Consider the following 24887-nt stretch of genomic DNA (forward strand, 5'->3'; position numbering starts at 1 on the left):
CCGCGGCGGCGATGCAAAAGCCCCGGCCGCGCTGTGCGCGGCCGGGGCCGGGTCGGATGTTCGGATAAGTGAGAGGCCGGTCAGTCCGCCAGCAGTCCGCGGACGGCCGGCGCATACCGTGTGACGACGTCGTCCACCGACATCTCCGCCACCACCGGGGACTGCACGATGTACCGGGCGTAGACCAGCCCCATGTTCATCGCGACGATGACCGCGCTGCGTTGGTGCGCGAGCGCGGCGTCCATCCCCGCTTCGGTGAGCTGCTTCTCCACCACCTCGCCGGTGGAGTCGCCGACGGCGAGGATCAGCTCGTCGGTTTGCGGGTCCTCGCCGGCGGACAGGATCAGCCCGGTGAGCAGGCTCTGGGTCTCGGGGCGTTCCCAGGCGCGCAGGACCTCGCGGATGAGGCGTTCGGCGAAGTCCATGCCGCGCATGCCCTGTGCGCTGTCGTCGTTGATGTTCTCCGCCACCTCGGCCCGCCTGGCGGCGGGCTCGTGATGGCGATAGAGCACCTCACGGAACAGCCCCTGCCGGGAACCGAAGAAGTAGTTGATCATAGCGGGGTCGACTCCGGCGTCGTCCGCTATCGATTTCGCTGTTGCCGCGCGGAATCCTTGGGATGTGAAAGCCTGGTGGGCGGCGTCGAGGATCGTCTCACGGGTGTCCGGTCGCCCGGGCCGACGACCGGGCCGGCCGCCACCGGCTTGCCTCCGCTTCATGGGGGGCTGGTCTGTAGCCATGCCACCATACTAGTTATCCGATCGGGCCTTGGCTTCCCGAGATCTGGCCGAGATTATCGATACCAGTTCGTTACCGCAGGTCCACCGTGATTTTTTCGATTTCATATCGGCGTGACATCGACGCGTCGTCCGGGTTGCTCACCTGCACAAGCGAAGCCCCGGCCGCAAACGGGGCGAGCAACCCGGTCAGTATCGACCGGGCGTCATCCCACTCCGATGTGGACAACACCCGATCCGCATCCGTGATCTGACGCTCAGTGGCGGCCGCCCGTGCCGCATCGGCGACCTCGGAGATGCTGCGCCCGTTGATCGCAGGGGCGGCGGCGTCGATCCGCTGCGGCATGAACCGGTCGCCGTGGAGGCGTACCGTCGTCGCGTAGTCCGTGGCTCCGGGCGGCAGCGCGACGGCAGGCTTGCCGAACGCGTCGAGCGACAGCACCACGAGCTCGTCCGCGTCCAGGGCCGCCGCGGCGGACTCCGCCTGCAGCAGCGGCTCGGCGACGAAGGCGATCTCGGCCTGCTCGTCACTGGTGCCTACAAGCACCTCGCAGCCCGCCCACCAGCAGCCCAGGAGTACGGCAGCGGTCTGCCAGTGCGCCGGCAGCACGATACGCACGCGGGTGCCGGGTTCCGCAGCGAACTCGTCGTGCACCAAGTTGGCCGTCTTGGCGGCCCAGTTCATCAACGTCACCGTGGACAGCTCCACGCGTTCGCCGGTGGCGTCGTCGTAGTACGTCACGCGCGGGGTGGCCGGGCTCGTCGCCAGGATCGGGTCGACGAGCTTCTCGGTGAGTGTGCGGTGGGTGGGGGTCACGGTTCACCTCGTATGCGGATGTGTGCGGCGGTTCCGCTGCGCGTTGCCGGCGGCGTTGCGGCTCGCGGTCAGTTCACGCACCGGACGCCGTCGTCCGCGCTCACGGCGGGACCCACGGGGTGGTCGGCGCCGGGTTGCCCGGTGGCCTGCCCGGGCTGCCCGCCGCCGGTCGCCGGGTCCCCGGACGCGGACGGACCGCCGGACCCGGAGACGCCGTCGGTCCCGGACACCAGGGTGCCAGACCAGGATCCCGAGCCGGGACCGGCGTACTGGTCGTCCAGGACCACTGTGACCGTTCCCGGCGCCATCGCGTCGTCGGGCACCACTTCGAGTCCGCCCAATGCGCGTGCCACGGCGGTCGCTGCGTCGCGGCTCCCCGGAGCAGCGCGCACCTGTGAGGCGGCCGGCGGCGTTCCGGTGTAGTTGGCGACCCGGCCGGCGCCGTACCCGACCGAGCCGAGCGCCTCCGACACCGACGACGCGAGTCCGCCGATGGCCGAGCTGTTGAGAACGTCGACGGTCACGGCGCCGGGGTCGACGTCGAGCGGGCGTCCGTCGTCCGCGGCGCCGCTGCCGCCTGACCCGCCGTCGCTGCTGCCGCTGCCGCCGTTGTCGGCGGACTGCGCCGGGGGACCGTCGCCGCGGCCCACCAGCCGTTCGAAGAACGAGTGGACCTGCGTCGGGTCGATCTCCACGATCGATTCGCCGTCCGGGGACGTGCCGGCGGGGTCCTCGACGGGGATCGTCTGGAACGTCACCGCGCCCGCGGACAGGTCCTGCAGGCGGCGGGCGAAGCCGACGATGTCCCAGCCGGAGTCGACGACGACCGACCTCTGGACCGCGGAATTGAGCTGATTGAGCTTGGCGGGGTTCGCGAGCATGTCCGCGCTCAGCACCTCCTGGGCGAGCGAGGCGAGGTACGTCTGCTGCCGGACGATCCGGTCGAGGTCCCCGCGGGGCAGCCCGTGCCGCTGGCGCACGAAGCTCAGCGCGTCGGCCCCGTGGAGTGTCTGCGGGCCGGCCGGGAAGTCGGCGCCCGAGTAGGGGTCGTCGACGGGCGCGTTGAGGCACACCGGCACCCCGCCGACGGCATTCGTCAACAGGACGAACCCGAGCAGCCCCACCTCCGCGTAGTGGTCGACGGTGATGCCCGTGAGGTCGGCCACGGCCTGCAGCAGCGCGTGCCGGCCCGCCTTCGTGCTCTCGGCGTCCGCCTTCGCCGGATCCACGCCGTTCTCGATGAGCCGCTCCTGAGCCAGCGCCTTCGTCTCGCCGTAGGCGGCGTTGATCTTGGACATGCCCAGTCCGGGGACCTTCACGTACGAGTCGCGCGGGATCGACACCGCGGTGGCCGACGAGCCGTCGTTGGGGATGCGGATCAGGATGATGGTGTCCGTGTTGGTGGCGTCGGCCTCGCCGGCACGGAGCATGTCCAGCTCGCTCTGCGAGAGCGGATTGCCCTGCGCGTCGGTGCGCGAGTCGATCCCGACCATGAGGATGTCGACGGCGCCGTCCTTGCCGTCGCCCAGGTCGAGGCCGCCGGCCGTCGTCAAGCTCGAGCGCAGCGAGTCCACCTGTTGCCAGGCGAATCCGGTGACGACGAGCACCAGCACCGACACGAGGGTGACGAGGACCTTGCCGGGATGCCGGAGCGCCGTCCCCCATGCGCCTGCGGCGGCCGGGCGGGGGCGTCCGGCGGGGCCGGGACGACCAGGGCCGGCGCGGCCCCGGTCGCCGGGACGGTCGCGTCCGTCCCGGCCGGACCGGCGATGCCCGTGGGCGGAGGATCCCGCGGCGCGCCGGGAGCTGTTTCCGCGGCGCCGCGCCCGTGCCGCATCGCTTCCGCGGCGGGGGTCACGTCCGTCGGGGTCGGACGGCACGGGCAGCCCTCCTGTCGGTCGCCTGCTCTGCTTTCTCGCCTGGGTACTCTCGCTGTGCACAACCCGGACGACGGGCTGCGATGCCGGCGCGCCTGCCGCCCCGCGGATTCCTCGCCGTCGGTGTTCCAGAATAGCGGTCCGGCGGGCCGCGGTCCGGGAGGCCGGACCGCGATCGTGCCAGACTCGGCCGCGGGCGAACGGCGGCCGCGGCGGGCTCCGGCGCCCGCCGAAGACGGGAGGACGGGGCATGGCGACGCGGATACTGATCGCGGGAGCGGCAGGTCAACTGGGTTCCGCGTTGCTGTCCGAATGGCGTGGCGGAACGGGTCCGCACGCGGGACGAGTCGACGCGGTGGGCGTCGGCTCGGCTGAGATGGACGTCACCGATCCGGCGGCGGTACGGGCTGCGGTCACGCGTTTCCGGCCGCGCGTCGTCGTCAACTGCGCCGCCTACACGGCGGTCGACGCGGCGGAGGCCGACGAGCCCGCCGCACACGCCGTGAACGCAGCGGGGGCGGCGGCCGTCGCGCGCGCATGCGCCGACGCCGGCTGCGGACTGGTGCACATGTCCACCGACTACGTGTTCTCGGGCGAGCGGTGCGCGGGCGCGGACGGTTGCGGACCGGACGACCCCGTGGATCCGCGCACCGCCTATGGGCGGTCGAAGGCCGCGGGGGAGCGGGCGGTCCGATCGGCGCACCCGGCGGCGGTGATCGTCCGGACCGCCTGGGTGTACACCGGGGCGGCGCGGCCGGGCGGCGGAGATTTCGTCGCGACGATGCGGCGGTTGGAGGCCGAACGCGAGAGCGTCGACGTCGTCGACGACCAGTGCGGGTCCCCGACGTACGTCCGGGACCTGGCCCGCGGGATCGCGGAGCTCACGGAGGTGCTCGCCGCGGGGCCGGCGGAGCCCGGCGCGCGGCCGGGGCCCGTGGGGCGCACGCTGCACGCGGCGGGCGGCGGGGCGGCCACCTGGTACGAGGTGGCGCGCGCGGTGTTCGAGGAGCTCGGCGCGGACCCGGACCGGGTGCGCGCGTGCCTGACCGAGGACATGCCCCGGCCCGCGCCGCGCCGCCGGTACTCGGTGCTCTCGGCGGATCCTGGGCTGATGCCGGGCTCACCCCGCTGCGGCACTGGCGGCCCGCCCTGGCCGCGGCACTGGCGGCGCCGTGACCCGCGACGGACGGGGTGCGCCGCGTGGACGTGACGCGCCGCGCACGCCCGGCACCTCGTTGTGCCGCGGCGCGCTGCTGTGGATACCCTGACCGGCGTGACTCCGACCCCTCCTGACGAATCGGCGGCCCCCGCCGGCGGACCGGCATCGGGCGCCACGCCGACGCTCAGCGTGGTCACGGTGACCTATTCGCCCGGCGAGCACCTGCGTGGATTCCTCGAGTCGCTCGCGTCGGCCACCGTGCTGCCCACCGAGGTCATCATGGCCGACAACGGCTCCACGGACGGTGCCCCGGAGGCCGCGGCGGAGCAGTTCCCCTCAGCGCGTCTGCTGCGCACCGGTGGCAACATCGGATACGGCGGCGCCATCAACCGCGCGGTCGGGGAGATCGACCCGGCGGCCGAGTTCGTCGTGGTGGCCAACCCGGACGTGCGCTGGGAGGCGGGCGCCATCGATGCGCTCATCGCCGCGGCGCGCCGCTGGCCGCGTGCGGGGGCTCTGGGCCCCACCGTGCTGGAGCCGGACGGTTCGCGGTATCCGTCCGCGCGGGCCGTTCCCGGCCTGCTGGACGGAGCGGGGCACGCGGTGCTGGGCAAGCTGTGGCCGTCCAACCGGTGGACGCGCGCCTACCTGCAGGAGTCGCAGGAGGTCAGCGAGCGGCCGGTGGGATGGCTCTCCGGCTCGTGCCTCCTGCTGCGCAGGAAGGCCTTCGACACGATCGGCGGGTTCGACTCCCGCTACTTCATGTACATGGAGGACGTCGACCTGGGCGATAGACTCGGCCGGGCCGGGTGGCAGAACCTGTACGTCCCGGACGCCACCGTGGTGCACGCCAAGGGACATGCGGCGGGCAAGGCGCCGGAGTTGATGCTGCCCGCGCACCATCGAAGCGCCTACCGGTTCCAGGCGGACCGACACCCCCATTGGTGGCAGGCACCGCTGCGTGGGGCGCTGTGGGCGGGGCTGCGCGTCCGGTCGCAGGTGGCGGTGGCGGCCGCCGTCCGCGAGCGGTGCCGGGCGGGGGCGACGCGGGGCGAGGGGAAAGCGTGAGAGCGGAGACGAAGCGATGACCGTACAGTCCGGGCAGTGGGGAACCGGCGATACCCGGCAGTCTGCGGCAGGCGCGGCGGCGCCACGGGGTCAGCACCGCGCGGAGGAGACGGACGCGGTGATCCTGGTGGGCGGCAAGGGGACCCGGCTGCGGCCGCTGACCCTCTCAGCGCCGAAGCCGATGCTGCCCACTGCGGGGGTGCCGTTCCTCACGCACCTGCTCACGCGCATCCGCCAGGCCGGCATCCGGCGGGTGATCCTCAGCACGTCGTTCAAGGCGGAGGTGTTCGAGGAGCACTTCGGCACCGGGGCCGACCTGGGCCTGTCCATCGAGTACCTCACCGAGACCGACCCGCTCGGCACCGGCGGCGGCATCCGCAACGTGCTGCCGCGGATCGCCTCCGAGAACGTCCTCGTGTTCAACGGCGACGTGCTCGGTGGCACGGACCTGAACGCGCTGCTCGAGACGCACGCCCGCCAGGAGGCCGACGTCACGATGCACCTGGTGCGCGTGGGCGACCCGCGCTCGTTCGGCTGCGTGCCCACCGACGAATCGGGCCGGGTCACGGCGTTCCTGGAGAAGACCGAGGATCCGCCGACGGACCAGATCAACGCGGGTTGTTACGTGTTCCGTCGCAAGGTGATCGAGCGGATCCCCGCGGGCCGTCCGGTATCGGTGGAGCGCGAGATCTTCCCGGCGCTGCTCGCCGCGGGGGCGCGGGTGTTCGGGCACGTCGACGCGTCGTACTGGCGCGACATGGGCACGCCCGAGGACTTCGTCCGCGGGTCGGCCGACCTGGTGCGCGGCATCGCGCCGTCGCCCGCACTCGACGGGACGCGCGGCGAGTCGCTGGTGCACGCGAGCGCGGGCGTGGCGCCGGGCGCGCTGCTCATCGGCGGCACGGTGGTCGGGCGCGGTGTCGAGGTGGGTGCCGGGGCACGCCTCGACGGTGCGGTGCTCTTCGACGGGGCCAAGGTGGAGGCCGGCGCGGTCGTGGAGCGTTCGATCATCGGTTTCGGCGCCCGCATCGGCCCGCGCGCACTGATCCGCGACGCGGTGATCGGCGACGGCGCCGACGTGGGGGCGCGGTGCGAGCTCGTCGGCGGCGCGCGCGTGTGGCCCGGGGTCAACCTGCCCGACGGCGGCGTCCGGTTCTCGACCGATGTCTGACGGCAAGGGGGACCTCGTGGATCGGCACGCGCAGGACGTGGCAGACCGGCCGGTGTACCGGCGTTACGTGGCGCTGGGGGATTCGTTCACCGAGGGCGTCGGCGACGACGACGTGGCGCGCCCCAACGGGCTGCGCGGCTGGGCGGACCGGGTCGCCGAACAGCTCGCGGCGCATGCCGTTCACGCGGGCGGCCCTGCGCCCGGCTACGCGAACCTGGCGGTGCGCGGGCGGCTCCTGCCGCAGATCCTCGACGAGCAGATCGAGCCGGCCCTCGCCCTGCAGCCGGACCTGGTGACCGTCTACGCCGGGGGCAACGACATGATGCGGCCCTCGCTCGACCTCGACGCCCTGGTGGCGCGCTACGAGGCGGCGCTGTGCCGGCTCACTGCATCGGGCGCGCGGGTGCTGGTGTTCACCGCCTACGACGCGGGCTGGGCGCCGGTGTTCCGGCGCCTGCGCGGCCGCACCGCCATCTACAACGAGTTGCTGCGGCCCGCGGCGGCGCAGGCGGGCGCGGACCTGGTGGACTACTGGAACATGCGTGGATTCGACGACACGCGGATGTGGGGGACCGACCGGCTGCACATGTCGCCGTGGGGCCACACGCTGATGGCCGCAGAGGTGCTCGACGTGCTCGGCGTTCCGCACGCCGTCGAGCGCCCGCAGCTGCCGCCGGCCCCCGCGCTGACGCGGTCCGAGCAGCGGGACGTGGACCGCGAGTGGCTGCGCACCTTCCTGGTGCCCTGGGTGGGGCGCAGGCTGCGCGGCGCGTCGTCGGGCGACGGCATCAGGCCCAAGTACCCGGTGCTGACGCCGATCGCGGAGCCGGCGCAGAACCGGAACGCGGTCTGAACCGCCGGGCGCGGTGCGGGTGCCGGGTCAGCGGCGGCGTGCCAGCGCGAGCATCCTGGCGATCGTCTCGTGCTCGGCGGTGTCCGGCAGCCCGTCGGTGGGCCACCAGCGCAGGTCGTCGGACTCCGCGGACCGCACCGGCTGCGCGCCCGCCGGTGCGACTGCGAGGAAGCGCACGTCCAGGTGGCGGGTGGGCACGCCGAGCGAGCAGGTGATCGGGTGCGTGTGCAGCTCCAACGGCACCGGGTCCAGCACCAGTCCGGCCATCCCGGATTCCTCGGTGGCCTCGCGCAGTGCGGCGGCCTGGATGCTCGCATCGCCGGGTTCGCAGTGTCCGCCGAGCTGGATCCACCGCCCCACGCGCGGGTGCAGCGTCAGCAGCACCCGCTCCAGATCCGCGTCGACCAGCAGCGCCGACGCGGTGAGGTGACCGGGCGCGCTGCGGCGCAGGCAGGCGTCGGGCGCGGCGTCGAGGAATGCGAGATAGGTGTGCCGCATCGCATCCTGCGCGGTGTCGGGTGCGGGCCACGCGCGCAGGGTCGCCTCCGCGGAGGCATGCAGAGCGGTGGGTTCCTGCGCGGCTGCCGAGTCCCGCGCCGTCATCGGGTGACCAGCCGTGTTCCGGTGTCGGCGGGCGGGCGCGGCGTCAGGTCGCCGGTGGGATGGCCCACGGCGATCGCGCCGAGCGGACGCCACTCCGCGGGCAGGTCCAGCACGCGGCGCACTGTCGCCGGGGCGAAGATGGTCGAGCCGATCCAGCAGCTGCCCACGCTGCGCACGGCCAGTGCCACGAGCAACCCCTGCACCGCAGCCCCGACGGCGACGGTGAACATCGTCTCCTCCGCGCGGGTGCGGCGGTCGTCGGGATAGTCGTGCGCCCCGTCCGGCACGCAGAACGGGATGAGCACCTCGGGGGCGTCGTAGAGGATGTCGCCGCGGCGCACCCGCCGCTCGACGCGATCGGCGCTCCAGCCGTCGGCGGCCAGGTCGGCACGCCAGTCGTCGCGCATCGCCTCCAGCAGCACGCGCCGGCGGGCCGGGTCGCGGAGCCAGACGAAGCGGACGGGCGCCGTGTGATGCGGCGCGGGGGCGGTCAGCGCCTCCGCGACGGCGTCCTCGATGAGCGCAGGGTCCACGGGGTCCGTGGTGAACGCGCGCACCGAGCGCCGCAGGAGCAGCGCCTCGCGGCGCCCGCGCTCGATCGACTCGGCCGTCCCCAGCCAGAACAGGTCCTCGGTGCCCTCGCGGACCAGGTCGCGGGCGCGGGACCCGTCGTCGCGCGGGGCCAGCCCACGTATCACGGCCACCGGGGTCGAGCCCAGTTTGCCCTTGACGAGATCTCCCGCGGCGGCGATCTCGTCGGCCACCGCGATCTCCGTGACGACCAGCTCGTTGCCCTGCCCGTCGACGCTGCCGTCGAAGGGGTGGCTCACCGCCAGGCCCGCCGCGCCGATCGCCGCGTCGGTCTGCCCGATCCGCCAGGCCCGGCCCATCGTGTCCGTCACCACCACCGCGACCGTGACGCCGGTCAGCCGGCGCACCGCATCGCGTAGGTCCCGTGCGCTCGCGTCCGGGTCCTCCGGCAGCAGGGCCAGCTCGTCGCCGCGCACGTTGGAGCCGTCGATCCCGGAGGCGGCCTGCACGATGCCCAGGCGGTTCTCGGTGATGAGGGTGCGGTTTTTGCGCGCGACCACGCGGACCGACTCCTGGTCCACCAGGCGCCGTCGCGCGGCGTCGCGCTCATCGGGGTCGCCCGGTGCCGCCACGATGCGGCCTTCGGCTTTGGAGACGATCTTGGAGGTGACGACGAGGACGTCGTCGTCCTCGAGCCACGGGGCGCACGCGACGATCGCCGCCGCGAGATCGTCGCCGGGACGGAACTCGGGCAGGCCTTCGATCGGCAGGATCGTCAGGCTCGGCGCCGCGTGGTCGCGGGTGACGGGGTGGCCGGTGACCGGCCCGCCGGCGGTCACTGCGCGGATTCTTCCGCCGGACCGGCCGCCAGATCCAGCGCCTGGCGCGCCATCTCCGCGGCGGCGTCGTCGTCGGTCATGAGCAGCGGCACCGCCCGTACGTCCACGCCGGGCACGTCGGCATGGTCGCCGGTGTGCACCAGCCAGCCGTCCAGCAGCCCGGATTCCGCGCGTGCGCCGTACATGCGGCCGACGGCCTGCGCCGACGTCTCGACGCCGAGGACGGACAGGCAGGTGTCCGCCATGCCCCGCACCGGCGCCCCGGCGATGATGGGGGAGACGCCGACGATCTTCGCGTCGGTGGTCCGCAGCGCGCCGCGGATTCCGGGCACCGCGAGCACCGGGCCGATGCTCACCACCGGATTGGACGGCGCGATGAGGACGACGTCGGCCTCTTCGATGGCCTCCACGACGCCGGGCGCGGGCACGGCGCGCTCGGCGCCCACCTGGACGAAGCTGTGCGTCGGGACCTGTGCGCGATGCCGTACCCACCACTCCTGGAAGTGGATCGCGCGCTGTTCGCCGGAGTCCTCGTCGGTGACGACGACGTGCGTCTCGCAACGGTCGTCGGTCACCGGCAGCAACCGGACCCCGGGGCGCCAGCGGTTGCACAGCGCCGCCACCACGTCGGAGAGTGGATACCCGGCCCGCAGCATCCGGGACCGGATCAAGTGGGTGGCGGTGTCCCGGTCGCCCAGGCCGAACCAGGCGGGGTCGGCGCCGTACGCGGCGAGCTCCTCCTTGACGCGCCAACCCTCGTCGGCCCGGCCCCATCCGCGGTCGCGGTCGATGCCGTCGCCGAGCGTGTACATGCAGCTGTCGAGGTCCGGCGTGATGCGCAGGCCGTGCAGCCACACGTCGTCGCCCACGTTGACCACCGCGGTGACGGAGTGGCCGTCGGCGCCTGAAACGCCGGTACCGGCGCCCGTGCCGTCGGCGCCTTCGCCGCCGGGGATGCCCAGATGTGTCCGCAGTCCCCGGAGGAACTTCGCGCCGCCTACTCCGCCCGCCAAGACCGTCACCTTCACGGGCACGAGCCTAATGCGTAGGGCCGCGCGCACCCCGCCGAGGTCGGTGGCGTGCGGTGCCCATCGCCTTCTCCTGCGACCGCGCGAAGAGGTATGTTGTGAGGGAAAACACACGGCAAAAGGGGAGGTCGCCGTGTAGGGCCTGTGTGACTCCTCCGTGTCGCCCTTCAAAAATGACGGATGCGGATGATATAGCGATTTCGCCGTTCGGGTTGAAGGGTGCGTCGGGGAGGTGTTTAATCACAGGCATGTGATTCGGGTGGATGCGCGGTCTCCGGGCGGCAGGCATCATGGCGGGAGTGCAGGCTCCCGGGTGCTCACGCCGCAGAGCGTGTCGATCGGTCGCTATGGTAAACATGGATGTTCACCATTGGATCGTTCGGCGGCAGCGGCCGCAGGCCGGCGGTTCACCCGGCGCGCACGCCGACGGGCGTCGCTTGCGGACGGTGCAGCTGCAGCGGATGCCTGATCGGGCAGCCCAACCCAGGCATACGGCACCACGACAGATGAGGACCCTTCACGATGCTGAATGAGCCCGGTGGTCACGAATCTGGCCGCAGACTGTTTCACATGACGGAGCTTCACGCGGCCGATGGCGCCGCGCCCGGGGCCGCACCGGAACCGCAGTCGGGGGAGTGCGGGGAGTTCGGTCACGGCTTCGGCGAGGAGCCGGTCGCCGCCGGTCGCCCGGAACTCGACCTGGTGGGCGGGTTCGAGGGGGCGGATCTCGGCCCGCTGGACGAGCAGTGGCAGGACCAGGCGTTGTGCGCGCAGACGGATCCGGAGGCCTTCTTCCCCGAGAAGGGCGGCTCCACCCGCGAGGCCAAGCGCATCTGCCAGAGCTGCGAGGTGCGCGCCGAGTGCCTCGAGTACGCGCTGGAACACGACGAGCGGTTCGGCATCTGGGGCGGACTCTCGGAGCGTGAGCGCCGCCGTCTGAAGAAGGGCATCGTCTGAGGGGAGTCCGAGCCTGGTGTTCGCCCGAGCCCGACAGGGGCTCGAAAGTGACGGGCGGCCCGGGGCGGCGCCGCGGGGGCCGGCCGCTCAGTCCTCCCGAAGCGTCGGGTCGATGATCTCGGGCGTCACGCCCAGGTAGTTCGCAACCTGCTCCACCAGCACGTCGTGGATGAGCAGCATCAACTCCTCGGGCTTGCGTGCCCGGAGTTCCAGCGGCCGCCGGAACAGCACCAGCCGCGCCCGCGTGGGGCGCCCGTCGCGGGTCAAACCTGCCGGGATGAGGCGGGCGAGCGGCACGGCCCCGTCGGCGACCACCTCGGGGGGCCACACCACCGACCGCGGGTTGCGTGCGCTGATCCGCGGAACGTCGTCCACGGCGAGATCCATCTTGGTGAGCCTGTCGTGCCACTCCGCGTCGATCGCGCTGAATGCGCTGAGTGCCAGCTGGTCGAAGGCCGCAGAACGGCTCAGCCTCGCGGGGACGCCCGCCGGAAGGATGCTGCCACGGGGGCCGCGCCCGCGCCGTTCCACGCTGCGCGAACTGGGTACGCGGCCGCGTACCCCCGTGCCGCCCCGGCCGGGCGCGGACGCGCGGGACACGCCCGCTGCGCCCGTGTGCCCCTGCCGCCCCAGGCCGCGGGCGGAGGCCGCACGGTCGCCGAAAGGCCCTCTCATCATGTCGACGAGGCTACCCGCGAGGCCCTCCCGGTGCGCGCAGGCGCGGGCGGAACAGCCGGGGCCGTGCGACATGCGGTGAGTGCGACAGGCCGGCGCCGCGAGTGCGATAGGGTCGACGATTGTGAGGATGCTGCGGAAATGCTGTCGGCCGGGGTGCAACAACCCGGCGGTCGCCACGTTGACGTTCGTGTATTCGGACTCGACGGCAGTGGTGGGACCGCTGGCGACGAGCGAAGAGCCGCACTCCTGGGACCTGTGCGAGGCGCATGCGGTCCGCATCACCGCGCCGCGCAATTGGGATCTGGTCCGGCACGAGGGGCGTTTCGCGCCCGGCGAGCCGGACGAGGACGACCTTACCGCCCTCGCCGAGGCCGTCCGCGAGGCCGGCCGGGGGGAGCGCAGGCGTTCCGCCGACGGTCCGGCGCACGGACCGGACACGTCGCCGACCGCCGCGCCGTCGCCCGTCACGAGGACGGGGCGCCGCGGGCATCTGCGCGTTCTGCCGGACCCGGAGCCCTGACGCGCGGGTCCTGCGGCGTGCCCGGGTGAGTGCAGCGCCTTCAACGACGAGTTTTCGAAAGGCTTGGGTCAGTGGTGCGATCGGCTACGTCAGTGCACGCCGTGATCAAGGCGTACGACGTGCGGGGTCTCGTGGGCGAGCAGCTCGACGAGGGCTTCGTCCGCGACGTCGGCGCCGCGTTCGCGGCGCTGATGCGCGCGGAGGGCGCCGACGCCGTCGTCGTCGGCCACGACATGCGCGAGTCCTCGCCGGCGCTCGCCGCCGCCTTCGGCGAGGGCGTGCGGGCACAGGGGCTCGACGTCGTCGCACTGGGTCTGACGTCCACCGACGAGCTGTACTACGCCTCCGGCGCGGCGTCGTGTCCGGGCGCGATGTTCACCGCAAGCCACAACCCTGCCCGTTACAACGGCATCAAGATGTGTCGCGCGGGTGCGCGCCCGGTCGGGCAGGACTCGGGACTGGCGGTGATCGCCGATGCGGTGATCGCCGGCGTCCCGTCCTGGGACGGACGGCCCGGCGGGTCGTCGCGGCGGGACGTGCTCGGAGGCTATGCGGAGTTCCTGCGCGGTCTCGTGGACCTCAGCGCCATCCGCCCACTCACCGTCTCGGTGGACGCGGGCAGCGGAATGGGCGGCCACACGGTGCCGGCGGTGCTCGGCGGCGGGGGGCTGCCGCTCACGATCGACCCGCTCTACTTCGAGCTCGACGGCGATTTCCCGTATCACGAGGCGAACCCGCTCGACCCGAAGAACATCGTCGACCTGCAGGAGCGCGTCGTCGAAGCAGGTGCGGACGTGGGCCTGGCGTTCGACGGGGACGCGGACCGTTGCTTCGTCGTCGACGAGCGGGGCCGGCCGGTGGCACCGTCGGCGGTGACGGCTCTGGTGGCCGAACGCGAGCTGGCGAAAGCGCCGGGGGCCACCATCATCCACAACCTCATCACCTCGCGAGCGGTGCCGGAGCTGGTCCGCGAGCTCGGCGGCACCCCGGTGCGCACCCGCGTCGGCCACTCGTTCATCAAATCGACGATGGCCGAGACCGGTGCGGTGTTCGGCGGTGAGCACTCGGCCCACTACTATTTCCGCGACTTCTGGAACGCCGATTCCGGCATGCTCGCCGCGATGCACGTGCTCGCCGCCCTGGGCGAGCAGGATCGCCCGCTGTCGGAGCTCATGGCCTCCTACACCCGGTACGCGGCCTCCGGCGAGATCAACTCGACGGTGGACGATGCGGCCGGGCGCACCGAAGCGGTGGTGGCGGCGTTCGCCGACCGGACGGAGTCGGTGGACGAGATGGACGGGGTCACCGTGGACCTGGAGGGCGGCGCGTGGTTCAACCTGCGGGCCTCCAACACCGAGCCGCTGCTGCGGCTCAACGCCGAGGCGGCAACGCAGGACGAGGTGGACGCGCTCGCCGCGGAGGTGCTCGCCGTGGTGCGGGGCGCCTGAGACCGCTGCGCGCCCGCGGCGGATCGGCAAGACTGACAGGTGTGCGACGGTGGTCGGCCGGGGACGCATCCGGCGGTCCCCGGTGCCCGGAACTGATTGCGGAAGGAACATTCGAGATGGCGGTGGAGCTCGATCCCGTGCTCGCAGAGGTGCTGGCCTGCCCGGCGCCCGACCACGGAGCGCTGCGCGCGGGGACGCCGCAGGACCCCGACGCGGACGTGCTCGCCTGCACCGTGTGCGGCCGGATGTACCCGGTGGTCGACGGCATCCCGGTGATGCTGCTCGACGAGGCGGTGTTGCCGGGCGACGGTGCGGCGGGACGGGCGACGGAGAACGGGGAACTGCCGACGTGATCGCTCCGGCGTCCGGGTTCGACCTCGACGACGCCGAGCAGTTGATCCGCGGCGACCACCGGGGGATCCTGCGGTCGGCGGCGTCCGGGGGCGCGCAGGTCCGCGCGGTGGCGACGGCGGTGGTGGAAGACGTGCTCGCCCCGATCACGGGTCTACGCCCGCGTGCGGTGGTGCTCGTGGCACGCCGCGGCGGCGGCGCGGCCGCTGCCGACGTGGCCGCCGCCGCGCTCGGACCGGACCTCGACGTCCCCGTGGTGGGTGCGGCGGCATTGCCGGAGTGGGTCGGTTCCCTGGACCTGGTGGTCGTGCTCGGCGACGACGCCGGAGACCCTGCGCTGAGCGGCGCGGTGGGGGAGGCACTGCGGCGCGGCGCGGACACGGTCGTCACCGTGCCTGCGGAGGGGCCCGTCGGCGCGGCTGCGGGCACGCGGGCGCTGACGGTGCCCCCGCGGGTCCCGGTGCTCATCGCCCACCGGTTCCTGCACCACCTCACTGTCGCCCTGGCCGTTCTGGCCACCGCGCGGCCCGAGCGGTGCGCGCGGTGGCTGGGGACGCGGGACGTGGCGGCGGGACTGACGGCCCTCGCGGACCGGCTCGACGGCGAGGCGCTGTCCGACGGACCCGGGCGCGAGGCATTCCGCAATCCGGCCAAAGCGCTGGCGGACGCGATGCTCGGTCACGACGTGGTGTTCGCCGGCGACGACGCCGTCACCACGGCCTTGGCGCGCTGCGCATCGAGTGACCTGCTGTCCACCGCGGGCGCCGCCGCCGCGGCGGCGGGACTGGTCGACGTGCTGGGGGCGCCGCCGGTCGCGGGCCGCGCCGGCGGCCCCGCGGTCGACCCGATCTTCCACGACGAACAGATCGACGGGCCGGCCCCGGCCCCGCGCCGGGTGTTCGTCTTCGCGGCCGGCGGCGACGAGCCCGCGGTGCGGCGCCGCATGGCGGCGGTGCCGGACGGGGAGTTGCTGCTGGCGGCCGCCGGCGACCGCCCGTACTCCGATCCGGACACGGACGTTGGGGCCGACTCCGCTCGGGTCGGCCCGGAACCCGCCGGATCCTTGCTCGCGTCGGGGGCGGGGACGTTGATCGCGCAGTGCGCGGTGCTGGCGGTGCGGTGGCAGACGGCGGCCGGCTACGTGGCCGCGGCCTCCGGCGCGGCGGAGTGGGGCGGCCTGCAGGGGGAACCGGGGTAGTGCTGGTACTCGATGCTGTGGTGCGCTCCTACGCCTGGGGGTCGCGCACCGCGTTGGCGCGGCTGCGCGGCGACGCCGGCCCTTCGGTGCACCCTGAGGCGGAGCTGTGGTTCGGCGCGCACCCGGCCGATTCCGCACACGTGCGCGGCGGCGGGAACGCCGGGGCCGGGGACGCAGTGGCCGGGAATGCAGTGGCCGGGTACGGCCGCCGGTCGCTACTGGACCTGATCGAGTCCGATCCCGAGGGGCAGCTCGGCGCCGAGGTGCTCGCGCGGTTCGGTCCGCGGCTGCCGTTCCTGCTCAAGCTGTTGGCGGCGGAGGAGCCGCTGTCGCTGCAGGCGCACCCCAGCAGGGATCAGGCGCTCGAGGGGTTCGACCGTGAGGAGGGCGCGGGGATACCCCTCGACTCGCCCATCCGCAACTATCGGGACCGCAACCACAAACCCGAGGTGGTCGTCGCACTCGAACGGTTCGACGCGCTCGCCGGGTTCCGCGACCCGGTACGCACCGTCGAACTGCTGGGCGCCATCGGCGTGCCGGAACTCGACCCGCACCTGGGCCTGCTGCGCGGGCAACCGGACGAGTCCGGGCTGCGGGCGTTGTTCACCACCTGGATCACCATGCCGCAGGCGATGGTCCACCGGCTGCTGCCGAAGGTGCTCGAAGGCTGCATCGGTTACCTCGCCGAGCACGGCAACGGCGGGGAGTTCGCGGCGGAGGCCCGCTCCACGCTGCAGATCGGCGAGGCCTACCCCGGCGACGTGGGCGTGCTGTCGTCGATGCTGCTGAACCGGGTGACGCTGGAGCCCGGTGAGGCGCTGTATCTGCCGGCCGGCAACCTGCACGCCTACCTGCACGGCGTCGGCGTGGAGATCATGGCGAACTCCGACAACGTGCTGCGCGGCGGGCTCACGCCCAAGCATGTCGACGTCCCCGAGCTGTTGCGCGTGCTCGACTTCCACTCGGTCCCCGCCACCCCCACGGAGGGCGTCGCCGCCGGGGCCCGCGAGCGCCGTTACCCGTCGGACACCCCGGAGTTCAGCCTGAGCAGCATCGACCTGCGCGGCGGCTGCGTGGAACTGTCGGGTGCCGGGCCGGAGATATTGCTCTGCACGGAGGGCGCCGTCAGGGCACACTGTGATGCTGTGGACACCACGATTCATGCGACCCAGGCGTTGTGGGTGCCGGCGTCGTCCGGGCCGGTCACGCTGACCGCGGTGCCGCGGGGCCGCGGGCGGGAACAGGGGGGCGGGGCCGCCGGCGACGGCCCGCGGGCGCAGATCTTCCGGGCGCGGGTGGGATCCGCGTGAGCTCCGGCCATGGACAGGAGGGCATGAGGACGATACTCGCGGCCTTGTCGGCCAACCTGGGCATCGCGGTGGGCAAGTTCGTCGGCTTCGCCGTCACAGGGTCGTCGTCGATGCTCGCGGAAGGCGTGCACTCGGTGGCCGACACGGCGAACCAGGCTCTGCTGTTGGTGGGCCGCAAGCAGGCGTCGAAGCGGCCGGACCGTCTGCACCAGTTCGGCTACGGCCGCAACCGCTACTTCTACGCGTTCGTCGTGGCGCTCGTGCTGTTCAGCATGGGTTCGGTGTTCGCGGTCTACGAGGGCATCGGGAAGATCCGGCATCCGGAGGAGCTCAGCAGCCCGTTCGTCGCCATCGCGATCCTGCTCGTCGCCATCGCGCTCGAGGGCTACAGCTTCCACACCGCCCGCGGCGAGTCGAAGGCGCTCAAGGGCCGGCAAAGCTGGTGGGGATTCATCCGCAGCAGCAGGAACCCGGAGCTGCCGGTGGTGCTGCTGGAGGACTCCGGGGCGCTGATGGGCCTGGTGCTGGCGCTGGCGGGCGTGGGGCTCACCATGGCCACCGGCGACGCGGTGTGGGACGGCGTGGGCACGGTGCTCATCGGCTGTCTGCTCGGCGCCATCGCGATCGTGCTCATCGTGGAGATGAAGTCGCTGCTCATCGGCGAGGCCGCCACAGAGGAGCAGGAGAGGCGGATCATGGCCGCGCTGGACGAAGGACTTGCCGAGCGGGTGATCCACCTGCGCACCCAGTACCTGAGCCCGGACGAGTTGCTGGTGGCCGCCAAGATCGCGCTGCCCGCCGGCACGCCCCTCGACGAGGTGGCGGCGCAGGTGGACGCGGCCGAGGCGCGGATCCGCGAGGCCGTGCCGGTGGCGCGTCTCATCTACATCGAGCCGGACCTGGACCGGGCGCGCGGCGCCGGAAGCACGGACCGCTAGCCTGGCAGACGGTCCACGGGCGGACCGACCGGACGTGACGAGGAGAGGTACATGACGAGCGCACAGACCAGGCCGACCGTGCAGACGCTGGGCGGAATCGACTTCGCGGTGGCGGACCTGTCGCTGGCGGAGTTCGGGCGCCGCGAGATCCGGCTGGCCGAGCACGAGATGCCGGGGCTGATGGCGCTGCGGCGCGAGTACGCCGACGTGGCGCCGCTCAAGGGCGCGCGCATCTCCGGCTCGCTGCACATGACCATCCAGACGGCGGTGCTCATCGAGACGCTGACGAGCCTCGGCGCGGAGGTCCGCTGGGCGTCGTGCAACATCTTCTCCACCCAGGACCACGCCGCCGCCGCCGTGGTGGTGGGTCCGCACGGCACGCCCGAGGAGCCGCGGGGCGTCCCCGTGTTCGCGTGGAAGGGCGAGACGCTCGAGGAGTACTGGTGGGCGGCCGAGCAGATGCTCACCTGGCCGGAGGTCGATGGGAAACCTGCGCCGGCGAACATGATCCTGGACGACGGCGGCGACGCCACGATGCTCGTGCTCAAGGGCGCACAGTGCGAGAAGGCCGGCGTGGTGCCGCCCGTCGACGAGGAGCACGACAGCGACGAGTACAAAGTGTTCCTGTCGCTGCTGCGCGCCTCGCTGGCCGCGGATCCCGGCAAGTGGACGACGATCGCGGAATCGGTCCAGGGCGTCACGGAAGAGACCACCACGGGCGTGTTGCGGCTCTACCAGTTCGCCGCGGCGGGCGAGCTGGCGTTCCCCGCCATCAACGTCAACGACTCGGTCACCAAGAGCAAGTTCGACAACAAGTACGGCACCCGGCACTCGCTGCTCGACGGCATCAACCGCGGCACCGACGTCCTCATCGGCGGCAAGACGGCGCTGGTGTGCGGTTACGGCGACGTGGGCAAGGGCTGCGCCGAGGCGCTCAAGGGGCAGGGCGCGCGCGTCTCCGTCACCGAAGCCGACCCGATCTGCGCGCTGCAGGCGCTCATGGACGGGTTCGACGTGCGCACCGTCGACGAGTTCATCGGTGAGTCCGACATCGTCATCACGGCCACCGGCAACAAGGACATCATCGGCTTCGAGCAGATGAAGAAGATGAAGCACCAGGCGATCCTGGGCAACATCGGCCACTTCGACAACGAAATCGACATGGCGGGCCTCGAGCGGGCCGGGGACGTCACCCGCATCAACATCAAGCCGCAGGTCGACGAGTTCCGCTTCGCCGACGGGCACAGCATCATCGTCCTGTCGGAGGGGCGCCTGCTCAACCTGGGCAACGCCACCGGGCACCCGTCGTTCGTGATGTCCAACTCGTTCGCCAACCAGACGATCGCGCAGATCGAGCTGTTCACCAAGCCGGACGAGTACGACAACGAGGTCTACCGACTGCCCAAGCACCTCGACGAGAAGGTCGCCCGGGTGCACGTCGAAGCGCTCGGCGGGTCCATCACCAAGCTGACGAAGGACCAGGCGGAGTACATCGGCGTGGACGTGGAGGGGCCGTACAAGCCGGAGCACTACCGCTACTGATGGGCGTGCTCATCGCGGTGGAGGGCATCGACGGGGCGGGCAAGCGCACGCTCACCGGCCGCCTCGTCGACGCCTGGCGCCGGGCGGGGCTGACCGTCGCTACCGCCGCGTTCCCCCGCTACGGCGCGTCGGTGCACGCCGACCTGGGCGCCGAGGCGCTGCACGGGGGGCACGGCGACCTGGTCGACTCCGTCTACGGCATGGCGCTGATGTGGGCGCTGGACCGGCGCGACGCAGGCGATGACCTGGCCGGGATGATCGCCGGGCACGACGTGGTGCTGCTGGACCGCTACGTCGCCTCCAACGCGGCGTACGGGGCGGCGCGGCTGCGCGAGGGCTGCGGGGGTCCGTTCACCGAGTGGGTGCGCGGTCTGGAGTTCGGCCGGTTCGGCCTGCCGGTTCCGGACGCGCAGCTGTTGCTCGACGTGCCGGTGGGGCTGGCGCGCGAGCGCGCCGCCCAGCGCGAGGCGCAGGATCCGTCGCGGTCCCGGGATGCCTACGAGCGCGACGACTCCCTGCAGGCCCGGGTGGCGGCTGCTTACGAGGCGCTCGCCGACGCCGCCTGGGTGTCGCAGTGGGAGTCGGTGCCGCCGGATGCGGCGGGGTCGGCGGACGCGGTCGACGCGCTGGCGGAGCGTATCGCCCACGCGGGGTGACGTGCGGCCGGGTGCGTCATCGCGTCCGGGCCGGGGTGCGCGGATCCACACCGATCGGCGCGTATTCCCCGATTTCGCATCGATAGGGTTCGGACTACGACATTCTTGTAGACCAAGCGTCTGACAAGAGGTGTTGATGGTGTCCCTCCGTGCACTCGCATTCATGATCGCGCTCGCTGCATTCGTTCTAGGAGCGGGTGCGGCCACTGCAGGGGCTGACCCGCTGCCCGCGGACGGAAGCGCACCTTCGGGCGTTCCCGGCGCAATCGAGTACTCCTCGTACATGACCGACGACGCCGGCCGGTCATTGATCCTCCGCGGGTTCAACACGGCATCCAGCGCCAAGAGCGCCCCCGACGGGATGCCGGACTTCACCGAGGCCGACCTGGAGCGTGAGCACGCCGAGATGGGGACGAACTTCGTCCGGTTCCTGATCTCATGGCGTTCGGTGGAACCGGAGCCCGGCCGGTACAGCCAGGACTATCTCGACCTGGTCGAGGAGCGGGTCGGCTGGTATGCGGAGCGCGGGTACAAGGTGATGCTGGACATGCACCAGGATGTGTATTCGGGCGCGATCGACTCGCACGGCGCCGGCGGCAACGGTGCCGGCGCCCTCGGGAACGGCGCGCCGGCGTGGGCCACATACACCGACGGGTTGCCTGTGCTGGACATGCCCCGCTGGGAACTGCTGTACCTCAACCCGGGCGTGATCCGCGCATACGACAACTTCTGGAACACGACGGGTCGGCATCCCGAACTCGCCGAGCATTACGCGTTGGCGTGGCAGGCTGTGGCGGAGCGCTTCGAGGACAACGACGCAGTGATCGCATATGACCTGATGAACGAGCCGTTCGGCGGGTCGGTGCAGGGCCCGGCGTTCGAAGCGGGCCCGCTTGCGTCGCTGTATCAGCGCGTCACCGACGCCATCCGCGAGGTCGACCAGGACAGCTGGGTGTGTCTGGCGCCGCAGGCGATCGGTGTCAATCAGGGGTTGCCCAGCGGCCTCACGCCGATTGAAGACCCCCGGGACGGTCACCCGCGCATCGCATACTGCCCGCATCTGTATCCGCTCGCCTCGGAACTGGGGAGCGGGTAGGAGGGTGTTGCGCGGACGCTCACCGATGCGACGGTGGAAACGTGGCAGGCGGACACGGTGCGGACCGCCGAGGAGCTCGGCGACGTGCCGATAATCCTCGGCGAGTTCGGCCTGGACACCACCACGCCGGGTGCGCGCGAGTACATCGACCGTGTCTACGCGGCGGCCCGCGAGATCGGTGCGGGCGTCGCCTACTGGTCCAGTGACCCCGGAACGTGGGGGTTCTGAACTGTTCAGTGTTTCGTGAGCAAACGTGACCGAATGTGTGTTTTACAGAGCATGTGAAGTTGGCTCAGTGGGCGCGTGCGCAGGGTGTGCATCCGCAGACGGCGTACCGGTGGTTCCGGGAGGACCGGATGCCGGTGCCCGCGCGCCGTCTGGATTCGGGCACGATCTGGGTCGACGTGGCCGATACCCGGCCTGATGGTCGGGTGGTGGTGTACGCGCGGGTGTCCTCGCACGATCAGCGTGCCGACCTGGACAGGCAGGTCGCCCGGCTCACCGAGTGGGCCACGGTGAACGGCCACACGGTGGGCGAGGTGGTCACCGAGGTCGGGTCCGGGCTGAACGGGAAACGCCCGAAGATCCGGCGGATCTTGTCGGACCCGTCTGCGACGGTGCTTGTCGTGGAGCATCGTGATCGGCTGGCCCGGTTCGGGGTCGAACACCTCGAACCGGCCCTGTCGGCGCAGGGCCGGCGCATCGTGGTGACCGACGACGGCGGGTCCGACGACGATCTGGTCCGCGACATGATCGAGGTGCTGACCGCGATGTGCGCCCGCCTGTACGGGCGCCGCGGCGCCCGGAACCGGGCGATGCGCGCGGTCACCGCCACCAAGCATGACGACCCGCCCGGGGCGGACCGCTGAATGGCCGGGTTCGAGATTCCTGACGGCGAGGCGGTGCAGGCATACCGGTTCGCGCTCGACCCGACTCCTGCCCAGGTGCGGGCGCTGCGGTCGCACGCGGGCGGGGCGCGCAAGGCGCACAACACGATGTTGGCCGTAGTGAAGGCGGTCATGGATCAGCGGGCCGCGGAACGCTCGTACGGGATCGCCGACGCGGATCTGACGCCGTCGCTCAGCCGGTCGCTCGCCGGGCTGCGTAAGCAGTGGAACGCCCGTAAACACAAGGCCGCGCCGTGGTGGGCCGAGAACTCGAAGGAGGCGTACAACACCGGTCTCGACGGCCTGGCCCGTGGCCTGGACGCGTGGGCGAAGTCCCGCAACGGTGAGCGGGCAGGCAGAGCGGTCGGGTTCCCGAAGTTCAAGACCGCCCGGTCGCGCCGGTCGATACGTTTCACCACCGGCACCATCCGGGTCGAGCCGGACCGCCACCACGTCACCCTCCCCAGGCTCGGGCGCATCAGAACGCACGAGTCGACCCGGAAACTGGCCCGCCGCATCGAGGCGGGTACCGCCCGTATCCTGTCGGCCACCGCGTCCGAGGACTCGACGGGGCGGTGGCACTGCGCGTTCCAGGTCCTCGTGCAGCGCACTATCGCCGTGCCCGGACACGTCAGAGCCGGCGCGCCGGTGGTGGGTGTCGATGTCGGCGTGAAGGCCGACTCGCTACTGGTGATCGCCACCCCAGGTGGGAGCGAGGCCAGCCGGGTGCCGGCACCGAAAGCGTACGCACGAACTCAGGCCAAGCGCCGTGCGCTGCAGCGCCGGGCAGCACGCCAGCAGGGCCCCTACGACCCGGCCACGAAGACCAGACGGCAACCGTCGAAGCGGTGGGCCCGGACCCAGGCCCGGATCAACACGACCCATGCCCGCGCTGCCGCCGTGCGCCGCGACGTGCTGCACAAGGCCACCACCGCCCTCGCTCAGCAGCATCGGGTGATCGTCGTGGAGACGCTCAACGCGGCCGGCATGCGCAGTGCGGGAGGAAGCCGGAAGAAGGGCCTGAACCGGGCCCTGGCGGACGCTTCCCTCGCCGAGGTCCGCCGGATGCTCGGCTACAAAACCCGCTGGTACGGCTCGACCCTGGTCGAGGCCGGCCGATACTTTCCGTCGTCGAAGACGTGCTCGGGCTGCGGTGGGCGAAAGCCAAACCTGACGCTGGCCGAGCGCACCTACGTGTGTGATCACTGCGGCCTGCAGGTCGACCGTGACCTGAACGCCGCGATCAACCTCGCCCGACTCGGCGAAACCCGTTCGTGGGGTGAACAGAGTCCCGCCGGGAGTGGCCCGGTGGCAGGACGTGGAGCCATGCAGGAGTCCGCGGCCGCGCAAGCGGCCAACGCAGCAGGCCATGAAGCGTCAACCCCGCCCCGGCAGCCGTCGGGTAAGACGGGGACCGCCTCACCGCAAGGCGAGGCTGCCTCATGAACGAGCATGCACACATTCGCTCACCAAAAGGCAACGGCCATATCTCCCCGATGGTTCCCCCACACTGCTCGTCGACGCGATGGACAGGGCGTACCCGCGTGCCGTGGCCGGCACTCCCGTCGCATGGTCGACCGGGCCGCGCCGTCTTGAAGTGACGTTCCACCCCGACCCCGCCGTCACGGCCCCGACCGAGATCTACCTCCCCTCTGACGAGTTCCCCGGTGACGTCGATGTCACCGGGGCCACCGTGGTGCGGTGGGACCGGGTGAGTCGGCTGCTCACCGTTCAGGCCCCCGGCGGGACGGAGACGGTCTCGGTGACCGTCGTCCCGGAAGGTGACTGATCAGCGGCCGACCGGCCCGGGCGTTCCATCGGTCACCGGCTAGACTGTCCGCGCGAGTGCCGTGCGAACCGCCGCGCCGCCTTGGGTGGCGTCGGCGGTCTGGGATGCCACGATGGGGAACATGAAGCAGCGGATTCTGGTAGTCGACGACGATGCCGCCCTGGCGGAGATGCTGACGATCGTGCTCGAGGCGGAGGGCTTCGAGCCTTGCGTCGTCGGCGACGGGATGGAAGCGCTGCCGCAGATGCGTCAGTTCCGCCCGGACCTCGTCCTGCTCGACCTCATGCTGCCCGGGATGAACGGCATCGACGTGTGTCGGGCGATCCGCGCGGAATCCACCGTGCCCGTGGTCATGCTCACCGCCAAGACCGACACGGTCGACGTGGTCCTCGGCCTGGAATCCGGCGCGGACGACTACATCGTCAAGCCCTTCAAGCCCAAGGAGCTCATCGCCCGGGTGCGGGCGCGCCTGCGCCGGATCGAGGACGAGCCGGCGGAGATCCTCTCCATCGGCGAGGTGGAGATCGACGTCCCCGCCCACAAGGCCACCCGCGACGGTCAACGCGTCAACCTCACGCCGCTCGAGTTCGACCTGCTCGTCGCCCTCGCGCGCAAGCCCCGCCAGGTGTTCACCCGCGAGGTGCTTCTCGAACAGGTGTGGGGCTACCGGCACGCTGCGGACACGCGGCTGGTCAACGTGCACGTGCAGCGGCTGCGTGCCAAGATCGAGCGCGACCCGGACAACCCCGAGGTGGTGCTCACCGTCCGCGGCGTCGGCTACAAGGCCGGACCTCCGTGATCGGTTCCCCCGGGACGCGGCACCGCCTGCGCGGC

25 protein-coding genes and 1 pseudogene are annotated in these 24887 nt (G+C 72.0%); 19 read left to right on the forward strand and 7 right to left on the reverse strand.

The annotated features are described in order from the left end of the window. Nucleotides 1–80: 80 nt before the first annotated feature. From H4F70_RS05480 to H4F70_RS05490, 3 genes are all read right to left on the reverse strand, one after another. Nucleotides 81–740 (reverse strand): TetR/AcrR family transcriptional regulator, encoded by a 660-nt coding sequence (locus tag H4F70_RS05480; RefSeq protein ID WP_182359302.1) that lies wholly within the window; start codon nucleotides 738–740, stop codon nucleotides 81–83. A 70-nt stretch (nucleotides 741–810) separates the two neighbouring features. After that, nucleotides 811–1554, reverse strand: coding sequence for a TIGR03089 family protein (locus H4F70_RS05485; RefSeq protein WP_182359303.1), 744 nt, complete (start codon nucleotides 1552–1554; stop codon nucleotides 811–813). Between the two features lie 68 nt (nucleotides 1555–1622). Continuing rightward, nucleotides 1623–3173, reverse strand: a complete 1551-nt coding sequence (locus H4F70_RS05490; RefSeq protein ID WP_235681497.1) for an LCP family protein — start codon at nucleotides 3171–3173, stop codon at nucleotides 1623–1625. Nucleotides 3174–3681: 508 nt separating this feature from the next. Between H4F70_RS05490 and rfbD the strand changes: the two are divergent. The 4 genes and pseudogenes from rfbD (at nucleotide 3682) to H4F70_RS05510 (ending at nucleotide 7682) form a co-directional block, all read left to right on the forward strand. Then, nucleotides 3682–4607: pseudogene (gene rfbD / locus H4F70_RS05495) on the forward strand (dTDP-4-dehydrorhamnose reductase). Between the two features lie 172 nt (nucleotides 4608–4779). Continuing rightward, nucleotides 4780–5658: a glycosyltransferase family 2 protein gene (locus H4F70_RS05500; RefSeq protein WP_182360204.1), complete on the forward strand. Its 879-nt coding sequence runs from the start codon at nucleotides 4780–4782 to the stop codon at nucleotides 5656–5658. A 16-nt stretch (nucleotides 5659–5674) separates the two neighbouring features. Then, nucleotides 5675–6829 carry a mannose-1-phosphate guanylyltransferase gene (gene manB, locus H4F70_RS05505; RefSeq protein ID WP_182346055.1) on the forward strand — a complete coding sequence of 385 codons (1155 nt, stop codon included), beginning with the start codon at nucleotides 5675–5677 and terminating at the stop codon, nucleotides 6827–6829. Then, the gene (locus H4F70_RS05510) at nucleotides 6822–7682 is read left to right on the forward strand and encodes an SGNH/GDSL hydrolase family protein (protein WP_182359305.1); all 861 of its coding nucleotides are present in this window, start codon (nucleotides 6822–6824) and stop codon (nucleotides 7680–7682) included. The genes manB and H4F70_RS05510 overlap by 8 nt, the downstream gene beginning before the upstream one ends. A 27-nt stretch (nucleotides 7683–7709) precedes the next feature. Here H4F70_RS05510 and H4F70_RS05515 read toward each other — a convergent pair whose 3' ends face one another. Genes H4F70_RS05515 through cofD form a run of 3 tightly spaced genes read right to left on the reverse strand, consistent with a single transcriptional unit; the run spans nucleotide 7710 to nucleotide 10683 of the window. Then, nucleotides 7710–8285, reverse strand: a complete 576-nt coding sequence (locus tag H4F70_RS05515; protein ID WP_182359306.1) for an NUDIX hydrolase — start codon at nucleotides 8283–8285, stop codon at nucleotides 7710–7712. Further along, nucleotides 8282–9655, reverse strand: coding sequence for a coenzyme F420-0:L-glutamate ligase (locus tag H4F70_RS20360; protein WP_235681355.1), 1374 nt, complete (start codon nucleotides 9653–9655; stop codon nucleotides 8282–8284). The genes H4F70_RS05515 and H4F70_RS20360 overlap by 4 nt, the downstream gene beginning before the upstream one ends. Continuing rightward, nucleotides 9652–10683 carry a 2-phospho-L-lactate transferase gene (gene cofD / locus H4F70_RS20365; RefSeq protein ID WP_235681356.1) on the reverse strand — a complete coding sequence of 344 codons (1032 nt, stop codon included), beginning with the start codon at nucleotides 10681–10683 and terminating at the stop codon, nucleotides 9652–9654. Before cofD ends, H4F70_RS20360 begins: the two co-directional genes overlap by 4 nt. A gap of 699 nt (nucleotides 10684–11382) precedes the next feature. On the opposite strand from cofD, the gene H4F70_RS05525 reads away from it, so the two are divergent. Then, on the forward strand, nucleotides 11383–11640 hold the full coding sequence (locus H4F70_RS05525; protein WP_182360205.1) for a WhiB family transcriptional regulator: 258 nt from the start codon (nucleotides 11383–11385) through the stop codon (nucleotides 11638–11640). An 87-nt stretch (nucleotides 11641–11727) separates the two neighbouring features. Here H4F70_RS05525 and H4F70_RS05530 read toward each other — a convergent pair whose 3' ends face one another. Continuing rightward, complete coding sequence (locus tag H4F70_RS05530) at nucleotides 11728–12171, reverse strand: metallopeptidase family protein (RefSeq protein WP_372497564.1); 444 nt, start codon at nucleotides 12169–12171, stop codon at nucleotides 11728–11730. 268 nt (nucleotides 12172–12439) lie between these two features. Between H4F70_RS05530 and H4F70_RS05535 the strand changes: the two genes are divergently transcribed. The 14 genes from H4F70_RS05535 (at nucleotide 12440) to mtrA (ending at nucleotide 24852) form a co-directional block, all read left to right on the forward strand. Further along, nucleotides 12440–12838 (forward strand): DUF3499 domain-containing protein, encoded by a 399-nt coding sequence (locus H4F70_RS05535; protein ID WP_182359308.1) that lies wholly within the window; start codon nucleotides 12440–12442, stop codon nucleotides 12836–12838. A 71-nt stretch (nucleotides 12839–12909) separates the two neighbouring features. Then, nucleotides 12910–14286, forward strand: coding sequence for a phosphomannomutase/phosphoglucomutase (locus H4F70_RS05540; protein WP_182359309.1), 1377 nt, complete (start codon nucleotides 12910–12912; stop codon nucleotides 14284–14286). A 116-nt stretch (nucleotides 14287–14402) separates the two neighbouring features. Further along, the gene (locus H4F70_RS05545; protein WP_182346048.1) at nucleotides 14403–14639 is read left to right on the forward strand and encodes a Trm112 family protein; all 237 of its coding nucleotides are present in this window, start codon (nucleotides 14403–14405) and stop codon (nucleotides 14637–14639) included. After that, nucleotides 14636–15835, forward strand: a complete 1200-nt coding sequence (locus tag H4F70_RS05550) for a tobH protein (protein ID WP_182359310.1) — start codon at nucleotides 14636–14638, stop codon at nucleotides 15833–15835. Before H4F70_RS05545 ends, H4F70_RS05550 begins: the two co-directional genes overlap by 4 nt. Continuing rightward, nucleotides 15835–17145 carry a mannose-6-phosphate isomerase, class I gene (gene manA, locus H4F70_RS05555; protein ID WP_182359311.1) on the forward strand — a complete coding sequence of 437 codons (1311 nt, stop codon included), beginning with the start codon at nucleotides 15835–15837 and terminating at the stop codon, nucleotides 17143–17145. Before H4F70_RS05550 ends, manA begins: the two co-directional genes overlap by 1 nt. A 23-nt stretch (nucleotides 17146–17168) precedes the next feature. After that, nucleotides 17169–18083, forward strand: a complete 915-nt coding sequence (locus H4F70_RS05560) for a cation diffusion facilitator family transporter (RefSeq protein WP_182359312.1) — start codon at nucleotides 17169–17171, stop codon at nucleotides 18081–18083. A 51-nt stretch (nucleotides 18084–18134) separates the two neighbouring features. Then, the gene (gene ahcY / locus H4F70_RS05565; protein WP_182359313.1) at nucleotides 18135–19625 is read left to right on the forward strand and encodes an adenosylhomocysteinase; all 1491 of its coding nucleotides are present in this window, start codon (nucleotides 18135–18137) and stop codon (nucleotides 19623–19625) included. Then, nucleotides 19625–20281, forward strand: coding sequence for a dTMP kinase (locus tag H4F70_RS05570; RefSeq protein WP_182359314.1), 657 nt, complete (start codon nucleotides 19625–19627; stop codon nucleotides 20279–20281). Before ahcY ends, H4F70_RS05570 begins: the two co-directional genes overlap by 1 nt. A 283-nt stretch (nucleotides 20282–20564) precedes the next feature. After that, a complete protein-coding gene (locus H4F70_RS05575; protein ID WP_338064895.1) occupies nucleotides 20565–21377 on the forward strand; it encodes a glycoside hydrolase family 5 protein in 813 nt (270 codons plus the stop codon). Nucleotides 21378–21410: 33 nt separating this feature from the next. Next, a complete protein-coding gene (locus H4F70_RS20955; RefSeq protein WP_338064896.1) occupies nucleotides 21411–21605 on the forward strand; it encodes a hypothetical protein in 195 nt (64 codons plus the stop codon). A 53-nt stretch (nucleotides 21606–21658) separates the two neighbouring features. Next, entirely contained in the window at nucleotides 21659–22246 is a 588-nt protein-coding gene (locus H4F70_RS05580) for an IS607 family transposase (RefSeq protein ID WP_182359315.1), read from the forward strand. Further along, nucleotides 22247–23710, forward strand: coding sequence for an IS607 family element RNA-guided endonuclease TnpB (gene tnpB / locus H4F70_RS05585; protein WP_182359316.1), 1464 nt, complete (start codon nucleotides 22247–22249; stop codon nucleotides 23708–23710). It abuts the gene before it with no gap. A gap of 79 nt (nucleotides 23711–23789) precedes the next feature. Further along, the gene (locus H4F70_RS20370) at nucleotides 23790–24053 is read left to right on the forward strand and encodes a hypothetical protein (RefSeq protein ID WP_268968356.1); all 264 of its coding nucleotides are present in this window, start codon (nucleotides 23790–23792) and stop codon (nucleotides 24051–24053) included. 112 nt (nucleotides 24054–24165) lie between these two features. Further along, entirely contained in the window at nucleotides 24166–24852 is a 687-nt protein-coding gene (gene mtrA / locus H4F70_RS05595; protein ID WP_182346041.1) for an MtrAB system response regulator MtrA, read from the forward strand. The last annotated feature ends 35 nt before the right edge of the window (nucleotides 24853–24887 follow it).

Source organism: Tomitella gaofuii (genome assembly GCF_014126825.1).
Lineage (GTDB): Bacteria > Actinomycetota > Actinomycetes > Mycobacteriales > Mycobacteriaceae > Tomitella > Tomitella gaofuii.

Excerpts from the sequence above, each read along its gene's own strand:
- H4F70_RS05480 (WP_182359302.1), bottom strand. The coding sequence starts at position 740 with ATGGCTACAGACCAGCCCCCCATGAAGCGGAGGCAAGCCGGTGGCGGC.
- manB (WP_182346055.1), top strand. The coding sequence starts at position 5,675 with ATGACCGTACAGTCCGGGCAGTGGGGAACCGGCGATACCCGGCAGTCT.
- H4F70_RS05510 (WP_182359305.1), top strand. The coding sequence starts at position 6,822 with ATGTCTGACGGCAAGGGGGACCTCGTGGATCGGCACGCGCAGGACGTG.
- H4F70_RS05515 (WP_182359306.1), bottom strand. The coding sequence starts at position 8,285 with ATGACGGCGCGGGACTCGGCAGCCGCGCAGGAACCCACCGCTCTGCAT.
- H4F70_RS05545 (WP_182346048.1), top strand. The coding sequence starts at position 14,403 with ATGGCGGTGGAGCTCGATCCCGTGCTCGCAGAGGTGCTGGCCTGCCCG.
- H4F70_RS05560 (WP_182359312.1), top strand. The coding sequence starts at position 17,169 with ATGAGGACGATACTCGCGGCCTTGTCGGCCAACCTGGGCATCGCGGTG.
- ahcY (WP_182359313.1), top strand. The coding sequence starts at position 18,135 with ATGACGAGCGCACAGACCAGGCCGACCGTGCAGACGCTGGGCGGAATC.
- H4F70_RS05570 (WP_182359314.1), top strand. The coding sequence starts at position 19,625 with ATGGGCGTGCTCATCGCGGTGGAGGGCATCGACGGGGCGGGCAAGCGC.
- H4F70_RS05575 (WP_338064895.1), top strand. The coding sequence starts at position 20,565 with ATGACCGACGACGCCGGCCGGTCATTGATCCTCCGCGGGTTCAACACG.
- tnpB (WP_182359316.1), top strand. The coding sequence starts at position 22,247 with ATGGCCGGGTTCGAGATTCCTGACGGCGAGGCGGTGCAGGCATACCGG.
- H4F70_RS20370 (WP_268968356.1), top strand. The coding sequence starts at position 23,790 with ATGGACAGGGCGTACCCGCGTGCCGTGGCCGGCACTCCCGTCGCATGG.
- mtrA (WP_182346041.1), top strand. The coding sequence starts at position 24,166 with ATGGGGAACATGAAGCAGCGGATTCTGGTAGTCGACGACGATGCCGCC.